The organism is Amaricoccus sp., assembly GCF_017993425.1.
GTDB lineage: Bacteria > Pseudomonadota > Alphaproteobacteria > Rhodobacterales > Rhodobacteraceae > Amaricoccus.
The window spans coordinates 1-2,674 of sequence record NZ_JAGOMQ010000098.1; the positions used below are offsets into that span (position 1 = coordinate 1).

The following is a 2,674-nucleotide window of genomic DNA, read 5'->3' on the forward strand; positions in this document are numbered from 1 at the left end:
AGCGCCGCCGCCTCGCCGCCGCTCGTCCACCAGTGCAGCACCTCGACGTCCGCCGCCACGGCCATCCCCGCCGACAGCCCCAGCGCCGCCGCCCCCAGCATCGCGCCCCGTATCGTCCGCATGTCATTCCCTCCGCTGTTGTCAGTATTTGTCCTTCGGATCGTTCACGCCACGGCCACCCAGGGCGCGCGCGTCCGGCCGATCCGCATCTGCACGGTCTTCACCTCCAGGAACTCCTCGAGCCCGTAGCGCCCGAGCTCCCGCCCCTGCCCGCTCTCCTTCACGCCCCCGAAGGGCAGCTCCGCGAAGCCATCCATCCAGGTGTTGGTCCAGACCGTCCCGGCCCGGGCCGCCCGCGCGAAGGCGAGGCAGGTATGCACGTCCGCGCTCCACACCCCCGCCGACAGCCCGTAGGACGCCGCGTTCGCCAGCGCGATCGCCTCCTCGAGGGTGCGGAAGGTCAGCACCGACAGCACCGGGCCGAACACCTCCTCGCGCGCCACCGCCATGTCCGGGGTGACCCCCGCCAGCACCGTCGGCTGGTAGAACTGCCCGGCGAGTCCCGGCGCCTCCAGCGGCGCGCCGCCGAGCCGCACCGTCGCCCCTGCCGCCACGGCGCCCTTCACGTAGCCGTCGATCTTCGCCAGATGCTCCGGCGACACGATCGCGCCGACCTGCGTCGCCTCGTCGAGCGGATCGCCGAAGGCGACCTTGCGCGACAGCGCCACCACCCGCGCCGTGACCTCCTCGGCCACGTCGGTATGGACGATGATCCGCGAGCCGGAATTGCAGCACTCGCCCGCGTTGAAATAGACCCCGAACACGATCGCATCGACCGCGGCGTCGAGATCGGCGTCCGGGAACACCACCTGCGGATTCTTGCCGCCCAGCTCCAGCGACACCTTCTTCAGCGTCCCCGCCGCCGCGGCGACGATCCCCTTCCCCACCGCGGTCGAGCCGGTGAACGTCACCATGTCGACCCGCGGATCCGTCACGAGGATCTCCCCCACCGGCCGCCCGTAGCCCAGCACGATGTTGACCACCCCCGCCGGCAGCCCGGCCTCGACCAGCAGCTCGCCGAGAATCACCGTGGTCGAGGGCGTCATCTCCGACGGCTTCACCACCGCCGTGCAGCCCGCCGCCAGCGCGAAGGGCAGCTTCTGGCTCACGATCAGAAACGGGAAGTTCCACGGGCAGATCACCGAGACGACGCCGACCGGCTCCTTCAGCACCACGCCCAGCATGTCGCGCCCGAGCGCATTGTGGCTCTCGCCCGCCACCGTCCGCGCCAGCGCCGCGGCATAGCGCCACAGGTCGGCCGCGCCCTCGATCTCCGCCCGCGCCTGCGCGATCGGCTTGCCCGCCTCCAGCGTCTCGACCCGCGCGATCCGCTCGCGCTCCCGGTCGATCAGGTCGGCGACCCGCAGGAGCAGCGCCGCCCGCTCCTTCCCCGACCGCGCCGACCAGCGGCCGTCGTCGAAGGCCGCCCGCGCCGCCGCGATCGCCGCCGACGCTTCCGCGGCCCCGCCCTTCGCGGCCCGCGCCACCACCCCGCCATGCGCCGGCGAGCGCCGCTCGAAGGTCGCGCCGTCGGCGCTGGCGCGCCATTCCCCGTCGATCAGGTGCCGCGCCTCGAAGGGCGCCCCGAGCGCCGCCCCGGTCCCGGCCACCAGCGTCAGATCGAGCATCGTCATCTCCCCGGAAACTCCGGCTTGCGCTTCTCGACGAAGGCGCCGACGCCCTCCGCCCGGTCCGCGCTCGCCGAGATCATCCCCGCCCCCAGCGCCTCGATCAGCGCGGCGCGGTCCTCGCCGACGCCGGCGGCGATCATGTACTTCGCCACCTCGACCGCCCGCGGCGACAGGCCGGCCGCCCTCTCCGCGATCGCCCGCGCCGCCATGCCGACGTCCTCGGCCACCTCCGCCGCGAAGCCGAGCGCCACCGCCCGCTCCGCGCCGATCCGCCGCCCGAAGAGCGCCATCTCGCGCACAACCGGCTCCGGCAGCAGCCGCGCCGTGCGCTGCGTCCCCGACCAGCCCGGCACGATGCCGATCCCCGCCTCCGGCAGCCCCAGCGTCGCCCGCGGCGCCATGACCCGGATGTCGCAGCACGAGGCCAGCTCCAGCCCGCCGCCGAGCGCATGGCCGTTCACCGCCGCGATCGTCGGCTTCGCCAGCCGCGCCAGCCGGTCGAAGATCCGATGCCCCTCGCGCACCCAGTGCCGCGCGAAGTCGAAGGGCGCCATCGGCCCCCAGGCCGTGATGTCCGCCCCGGCGCAGAACGCCTTGGGCCCCGTCCCGGTCAAGATCACCACCCGCACCTCCGGGCTCCGCTCCAGCGCCGCACAATGCGCATCCAGCGCCTCCAGCATCGGCACGGTCAGCGCGTTCAGCTTCTCCTCGTTGTCGAGCCGCAGCTCCGCCACGCCCCCGTCGACGCTCAGCACCAGCCCGCTCACGGCTTGACCTTCCTTGCCACCGGGTGAATCCGTCTCAATTTCACAAGCGTTTCCAGCCACATGACCCAAGTTTTACGCGCGCAGCGCGCCCCGAGGCCGCGCCGCTCGCCGGCCCGCCGGCCCCGCCGCTCCCCTCCGTCCCGCGCCCGCCGCGACCCGGCCTCCCCGGCACGGCTCGCCGCCGACCCGGTCCGGCCCCCGCCGCCATCCCCCCGT

2 protein-coding genes are annotated in these 2,674 nt (G+C 73.9%); both read right to left on the minus strand.

Going from position 1 to position 2,674, the window contains the following annotated elements:
* Window positions 1-164: 164 nt before the first annotated feature.
* A complete protein-coding gene (locus KBB57_RS20060) occupies window positions 165-1,688 on the minus strand; it encodes an aldehyde dehydrogenase family protein (RefSeq protein WP_290754183.1) in 1,524 nt (507 codons plus the stop codon).
* A 2-nt stretch (window positions 1,689-1,690) separates the two neighbouring features.
* On the minus strand, window positions 1,691-2,458 hold the full coding sequence (locus tag KBB57_RS20065; RefSeq protein WP_290754185.1) for an enoyl-CoA hydratase/isomerase family protein: 768 nt from the start codon (window positions 2,456-2,458) through the stop codon (window positions 1,691-1,693).
* Window positions 2,459-2,674 lie beyond the last annotated feature (216 nt).

Bases quoted from the DNA above. Each gene is read 5' to 3' on its own strand.
- KBB57_RS20060 (WP_290754183.1), bottom strand. From the start codon at position 1,688: ATGCTCGATCTGACGCTGGTGGCCGGGACCGGGGCGGCGCTCGGGGCG.